The sequence below is a fragment of the Vibrio sp. B4-6 genome (assembly GCF_963888245.1).
Taxonomy (GTDB): Bacteria; Pseudomonadota; Gammaproteobacteria; order Enterobacterales; family Vibrionaceae; genus Vibrio; species Vibrio anguillarum.
Genome location: NZ_CAWPIM010000027.1, coordinates 1 through 7371 on the forward strand (window position 1 = coordinate 1; position 7371 = coordinate 7371).

General features: G+C 41.2%; 4 protein-coding genes. 2 read left to right on the plus strand and 2 right to left on the minus strand.

Annotation, left to right across the window (positions count from 1 at the left end):
* Nucleotides 1-236 precede the first annotated feature (236 nt).
* The gene (locus AACV20_RS09085) at nucleotides 237-1715 is read right to left on the minus strand and encodes a tyrosinase family protein (RefSeq protein ID WP_170908058.1); all 1479 of its coding nucleotides are present in this window, start codon (nucleotides 1713-1715) and stop codon (nucleotides 237-239) included.
* A gap of 36 nt (nucleotides 1716-1751) precedes the next feature.
* Nucleotides 1752-3269, minus strand: a complete 1518-nt coding sequence (locus AACV20_RS09090; RefSeq protein WP_170908059.1) for a hypothetical protein — start codon at nucleotides 3267-3269, stop codon at nucleotides 1752-1754.
* Between the two features lie 426 nt (nucleotides 3270-3695).
* Between AACV20_RS09090 and AACV20_RS09095 the strand changes: the two genes are divergently transcribed.
* Nucleotides 3696-4898: a hypothetical protein gene (locus AACV20_RS09095; protein WP_170908060.1), complete on the plus strand. Its 1203-nt coding sequence runs from the start codon at nucleotides 3696-3698 to the stop codon at nucleotides 4896-4898.
* Nucleotides 4876-7080 (plus strand): hypothetical protein, encoded by a 2205-nt coding sequence (locus tag AACV20_RS09100; protein WP_170908061.1) that lies wholly within the window; start codon nucleotides 4876-4878, stop codon nucleotides 7078-7080. The genes AACV20_RS09095 and AACV20_RS09100 overlap by 23 nt, the downstream gene beginning before the upstream one ends.
* The last annotated feature ends 291 nt before the right edge of the window (nucleotides 7081-7371 follow it).

Sequence of the window (7371 nt, forward strand, 5' to 3'; positions counted from 1 at the left end):
ACGGCCAAGTTTCGTTACATTGTCCGAGCCGCTGCTTTATTCAGGCTCGTAGGTTCATCTGGTGATACAGACGGTTCACTCATAAAGCGGTGAACAACGCTTCATACGACTTCAGGTCGCACGGACATAAACGAGTTAGTGATTTTGCTAAATTAGCATTTTACTAATAACAAGTGAGCGTCACATTACTATCTACCGAGAGCATTACCTAAAAGCCCCCGATAGAAAGCACTACTCTAGTATGTATACAGGGCCATATGTTCCAATGAGATCCCCATATCTGAACCTAACTCTCGCTCTATGCTCAGTGAGAAACTCTCCCCGGGCTCCAGTTCGTCAGTTACATCAAATATAAACGTCTTCGTGGTGGTACTACTATGGTTAGCATGCATACCTGCGTGATGCTTTGCACCAAAGAAGCTCAATGTGCCAGCTAAGTGTCTGTCGCCATTACTATCAATAATATATGCTTTATATAGAGCTAAAGGCTCGTCCTTAAATGACAGCGTTACTTCTAAAGCTGTCGTCTTAGCTGGTTGCATTTTCAAAAGGTTGCTTTTGCTTTCTGCTGCTGCAGAGGGCGCTATAACTAGGCGTCCGTCAACGAATTCTTTGCCAACTGTTTCCGCCCATACTTGCACCTTTTCCATGGCTTTATAGCGAGCAGTCAACTCAATATGCTTGCTAGAAGATATGGCACTGACGCCACTTGGTAACTGGTCATACACATAGTCAGGGTGCATTGCGGCCTCGTATGCTTGCGCAACTGTGTATACCACCCTTTTCCCTTCACCTTTGATTGAATTTGAATCCGGGTCATAAAACTGATAGACCCATGGTCGCTGTTCGAGATCTTCCAATTCTGGTCGCGCGCCATTGGCGGAGTTTTCCCACTTTTGCCATAGGTAATCGATATTTGAATGATGCAACCAAAAAATTGGGTCAAAGCCAGCGGAAGGGACTTGTGTCATCAGGCCAAAGTTATCATTGTTTTGATAAATAGGGTTCCACATTGTGTTGCCAGCCAAGCCACCACCAATGTAGACATGCATAGCGCCGTGAGGTGCTGCATCAATATTGCTATTAAATATCGAATAGACAGTATTTTCGAACAGCTTTTTAGTATCAAGCTTTGATACCACTTCGCCAGCAATAGCATCACCTTCATTTAAGCTTGGTAGTCGGGATAATTCAAATAAGCTGCTGTTTGTATCCCTAAACGGAGCTGGCATTACACGATAACTGGGGTTTGTGTAATCCCAGTAAGGTAAAGCGAAATCTAGCTTACCCGACAGTGATCTTACTATTTTTTCAAAGTGTGCAATATACAATCTATGCCAAATTAGAAAGTGCAACTCGGAACCATTTATATGAGTACAGGTTGCCCATGCCCACTTAAGCTGGGTGTCGTTAATATATGAAGGGCAGAGCGGGTTTTGATTCTCTACCTTATTTGGCACAGAGTGTATCGCTCCTTGATAGTACCAGCTCATGGGCATTTCACAGCCCATCTGGCGCATTTTTTTAAGGGCGACATCCAGCGCGGCGAGATCATCTGCCGCTTCTGGGCTGCTCGCATTTTTTCTTACATACTTGACGGTAGGGTGTTTTGCTTTCAGCTTCACTGATTCAATACCATTGGTGGGCGTTGAAGTAGCGCAGCCCGTGGCAACAATAGCTAGTATACTTGTTATAAGTAAATTTCTAATATTCATATGCTTCCTTGTAGTGTTATGTAAATCGCGATGTAACTATTTTGCTAGTTGTAAATCTAGGTGACGTAATTGATCTAACTCTTCGCCCATCACGCCTGCTCGCTCACTTAAATAACGTCGAAATATATGACTAAAATTTAATGGAGAAGAGAGCTTTATACCTTCAGAACCGAAGTTTGCGTCAGTTCCATGACACGTGAAACAGTTGCGCATATTTTTTACAGGTACAGCTTTTAAATTGATATCATCGCCATTTTTGAACTGAAAATAGGTTTCCATAGTGATGTTGGATAGTGCTACTGAGCCACGCGTTGAAGATCCATACTCGGCATTGGCTAACCCATTGGTCTCGTTAATAGACTGGCTACCTAAACTCACTAACTTCTGAGCAATTTCTTGTTGCGTTAAATTATCAGTATCGATCCAGATGGAACCGTTATAAAAATAGTTTCGCCAAACATCTTCTTTAGCCAAACCTTCGTGAACACAACTATTTAGCTCTGCTATGTTGTCGTAATTCTCAGAACGCTTTTGTGGAGTTTGGTCATGGTCTTGACTTGTTTTTGTAAAATACCCTCTCGTGCCAGGCGTACCCAAAGTCCACTTTGGAACACCGTATTCATACAAGGTGAACACATTTTTTTGGGGCATCTCGGTGTCATCTTTAGGTTTCAAAATGTCATTTTTATTTGCGTAGACTCCTTTTTTATAAAATAGTAGAGGCGTATTTGACGATACCGGATGAAGGTAACTGTTCCCCTCATCGGGATAGCTCCATTCAAACTTGGGAGCTAAATTTACGTGTTCAAAAGTTGCCCAAATGAACTCAGGGTGGTTTTCGACGACACCAGTCACGTGCATCCCTAATAGAGCGACTTCAACTTCACCATTGAATAAGTCACTGTCTATCTTAGCGTTACGAGTAAAATACTGATGACGCAAATTACTTGGTATAGCATTAACATTCACCCACGATGCTTTGAGTTCAAGAGAACCAACTGGAAAGGTATAGAGGTTATGATCTTTAATAGGGGGCGTTAAAATAGTGTCGGCGTAGTTCTTAGATGCGTCCAACATAGTGTCATTTACATGAATACTGTAATATACCGTATAGCTCTTACTTAAAGAGCTATACTCTGGGTTAGAACGAAGAACACCATCATCAGCCTGTCTATAGCTTGACAATATGAGCCTTGAGCTGTCTCCAACCAAAGACATATTACTGTCAACCTGTTTGGTCTCGACCTCAAATATAGGCTTGCCATTTCTATCTGGTTTAGTTAGCCAAAGAAACTTTTGCCAAGACCATTGGTGGAATATGGCATTAGTCGTTGGCATGACATTAAATAGACTGTCTTGACCTTCTTGGGGAGCTGGGGTTTGGCTGTGGGGGAACCAGTCTTCGACACATAATGAAGAGGCTGCTTTGGATACCTCATATCCCTTGTCATTCGAGCTATTGCTAGCTCCATAGGCGCTGCTACATACGACTGTAATATAGGTTATACCTAGTACTGAAAGTGTTATTAACCACGATTTATTCGAGATTGCCATTCTATTCTGACCTCTTTATATGCAACTTGATCAATAATAGTAGTAAACGTATTGCATAACGTAAAGTCAAATAGCCCTTAATCAATACATATCACCCGTTAGCTTTAAGTTGAACCCATAAAGCTCTGCAATATATGTAACGCACATTCTCACATGTGACTTGCTTCTTGCTATTTTAATGTAGTTTGAAAGTCATGGGGTCGCGTCTTGCTTGTACGTCCATTAGTTTAGTTATTACAAATACTGAAATTGAAGTGTGAGACGCAGGTCGGGTTAGCTCATTTTGGGGCACTTTCTTTTCAAACAATGCCCACTGTGAAGGCTCTGGACAATTATTATTTGAAATCTGGAGTTTTGAATTATCTCACTGAAAGGGAAGTAGAATACTGTGACAATGGGGACAGATAAATTGTTTGGAACAATTAAATGGAACGACTGAAAGAGTCTCCTTTAGAGTCAATAGATGACATGGAGAACGTCATTAAGAAAGCAGAGCGTCGTGAGACGGTAAAACTTTCTTCAGAGGCTATATCAAAAAGGCACGGAGCCTTAAAAGATGCAGCTAGATTACAGGCTCTCGTCTCTATTGCTCGTAATTCTACTGAAAAAGTCTTGGTGTTGCAGAATTCACCTAATACTGAAATTGTTTTGCAAGAGCTGTGTAGTTATGCTCCGGGCTTGACGTCGGTGCGACTAAATAAATCAATTAACATAAACAATGAGGTTATCTCTAGGCGAAAAGCTCTTTTGCCAGCAAAAGACAAAATGATTGCCTCCGATAATCAGCACTATGCAGAAATAGTTCGTGGACGTTCGATCGACTTATGTTGTATCAGCGGTGCGGAAAGACAGTATTTGTCTCCTCTGTTTTCAAACAAAAATAGCCAAGCGGTAAGAGATAGTTCACTAATGACAAAAACTATGGTGGCTATTTTTAAACAAATTAATCAGAGAGAGTTCAACCATTTAGATGGAGACCTAATTGAAGCCTTTGGTATTTTTGGGTGCGAGCTTTTCAAAAATACGCAAGAACATGCCCTTAGAGACCAGCACGGTAGACCTTACATTGAACATGTAGAGGGGATGATTGCTTCATGGAAAGACCAATCAAGCGAGACATATGAAAAAGACTTTATGGGGCATCCAAGACTAAGTAAGTATTGGAACGACAATGTTGCAACGAGCGTAGACGGAACCAAGAAAACGCTGCGTTGTATGGAGGTGAGCTTTTTTGATACCGGTCCGGGGTTGGTAGGAAGGGCCTTTGGAACAAGCATTGACGCAGCCTCCGAGAAAGATGCTCTGATAAAGTGTATTGGAAAAAATTTCTCTACTAAATCTGAAAGTGGAGCAGGCAACGGCTACCCCACGATTTTAAATCAGCTAAGTAAAGTAGGGGGATTGATAAGAATTCGGTCTGGAAACCAGTGTTTATTCAATTGCTTTGACAGAGACAAGCATGGATTTTGGACGCAAGAGCAATCTCTAGAAGCCGCGAAACAGCAGCAAACCCAATATTTGATGAATTTTGAAAATTGGACGAACAAAAGTCTTGGGTCCACTTCAGGAACAGTGGTATCGATTTTGGTTCCCTTAAGGAAAGATAGTGGACAACGTACTTTACTTTAACGCAGAAAAAGATCTTGATGATCAAAAGTTTGACATTCTATGCGCTTATCTTGGAGACGGAGCTTGGCAAGATCCATCTGGCTTTTTTTCAGCTTTGGAAAAAGCGTTAAAAAATAGTGATACCCTTCCCGACGGCATCGTTATTTACGTATCTTCCGGTAAAATCAATGACTGCCTTCAACATTGGCAAAATAAAGATTTACAAGACAGTTTTTTGGATCGTTTGTCGAAAAACAACGTGTGCTTCACCAAAGCCCTATACTTTATTGATATTAGTGATGGCAGTTTTAAAATACATGAAGGTTTTACTCGCTCACCCAACTCTTTGCCACTTCAGACAAAAGATGTGACTGATTTTTACTCAACAGGTCTGAGTAAGCTTGCTGAGCGCAATAATGTTCTGCATATTGCGCCCGCAGGACACACATTCAAACACCCCTCTGGCCGCACCAGTAAAATGTTTATACAGTCGAGAGATATAGCTGCCACTGAAACTGAACTACAATTCGTCGCTAACGGATTGCGAACCTTAGTTGAAAATGTAGATTGGCTCAAAATTAAAACAATCTATATAGATACCATGGGTATTTACTCTATTGTAAAAGAAGCTGCTTTAACTGCCGGTTGTAGTGCTAATATCGAAAGCTACCATTCCTACGATTTTTTAAAGGAGCTTAATTTACCCATTGACGACTACCTTGTGGTGATTTCTGCATCTACTTCAGGGGGAATGGCTAGAGATCTAGTCAACAGAAACTTCTGTAAAAACAAAATCGTTACCTTGATTGATGTAGAAGTAAGATCCTCCATATCACATGTGCTTATCAACCTGTCTTCAGCATCCTTGTTACAAGGAGTAAGTAATGTTGATGGTAATGAAACTGATATAGAGTTAGTAGGTGAACATTTTTCATATAAGGCTAAACCCCCTAAACAAGTGACCGTGGGTATCCCCCATAAGCCTAAACACCTTCCGGATATCCTCAAAGATTTCTGCATATCAGGCATCAACCCAATTAACCAACGAATTGATATAATTCAAAAGAGTCCATTGCTAAGCCTCAAGCCAGAAAATCTTCACGCCAGTAACAAGTTTAATAACTGGTTGGACGAAGAGTTAAAGTGGTCTCTATCCTCGTCTATTGATACTGTGATATTCAGTGATGACGGTGCGTCTAAAATTTTGGCTCAAAAAGCCTCGGAGTTTATTAAAAACAGTAGCGGTAATGGAAAATCTCCATCGTTATTGGAATGGCCGAATATAAAAAAAGAAGATTTACAAGACGCAACCGGAGTTATAGTCGTCACGGCATTTTCAGGTGACGGAGGAAAATTGAGACAAATTAGTCGAGACCTTAGGGAATATGAAAGCAAAACCGTTCCCAGACACTTTTTAATAGGCGTTGGTCTACCCCAAAGCATGGAATCTTGGAAAAAGCTTGAGCAATTCCTCGTACGCAATGCAACACCAAGATTTTACAATTTTTCAGTTTGGAAAGTATTGCCATTGGGACCAGATAACATCCAAAAATCATGGGACGAGTTGGCACAATTAGCTGCAAAAGCGGATAATGAAAGCACATCACCATTGGACATAATTACGCCCGATGAAGCAGAGAAATGTTACGAAGCACTATCTAATTGTATTGATCAAGCTAGAGCTAGCTTGCTGCCCAATGCTAATGGCAATTCATTAAAACTTACCGAAGGTTTCGTATTTTTTGATGACAAGTTTGATGAAAAAATTGACAGTATTACGCAAAGTGCTACGCTTCTAACCATAGCCGCAGTATTACAAACAGCGCGAGAACACGCAGATCCTGAAAAGTGTTTAAGGCCAACAAACTATCAATCCGTAATTATTTCCCCAGAGAACTTCTTGAGATTTAACGATGATATTTTGCAAGCCTGCATCCTTCGCGCCAGCCTACCATCAGAATTGGATTATTCGTCCGATCATCACTTAAGTGAACTGATGAAAGAGTTTCTCTACAAGGTTTTTACTAGGCACAAGCATCCGTTTGGTTATGCAGCCCTTGAGTTCGCGGGCGCACTTGCAGTTGGCAAGCTAAAACTGAAAAAGGAACACTGTAGGGAGTTAGTGGAGAAATCGGTCGAATCCATAGGTTTGGAAAGTCGCGTTCTAACAGGTTTCTTGCTGATGGCAATGCCTAAAAGCTGATTCAACGACATTTAAAAAGTAGTGGGGTCAAGATTAGCGTTTTACCTAACCATGTTTGTTGAAAATATGTAACTGATTAGTAAGAATAGTAGCCACTTTCAGATTAGAACAGCTAGTGCAAACTTGGGCTGTAGTTCCAGCGACTGCAACTAAGCGAAACTAATAATGGGGCGTGCGACGTGAGGTCGTATGAAGCGCTGTTCACCGCTTAATGTGTGAACCATCTGTATCACCAGATGAACCTAGGACTCTGAATAAAGTAGCGAGTCTGACAATGTAACGAAGACTGGT

Excerpts from the sequence above, each read along its gene's own strand:
- AACV20_RS09090 (WP_170908059.1), bottom strand. The coding sequence starts at position 3,269 with ATGGCAATCTCGAATAAATCGTGGTTAATAACACTTTCAGTACTAGGT.
- AACV20_RS09095 (WP_170908060.1), top strand. The coding sequence starts at position 3,696 with ATGGAACGACTGAAAGAGTCTCCTTTAGAGTCAATAGATGACATGGAG.
- AACV20_RS09085 (WP_170908058.1), bottom strand. The coding sequence starts at position 1,715 with ATGAATATTAGAAATTTACTTATAACAAGTATACTAGCTATTGTTGCC.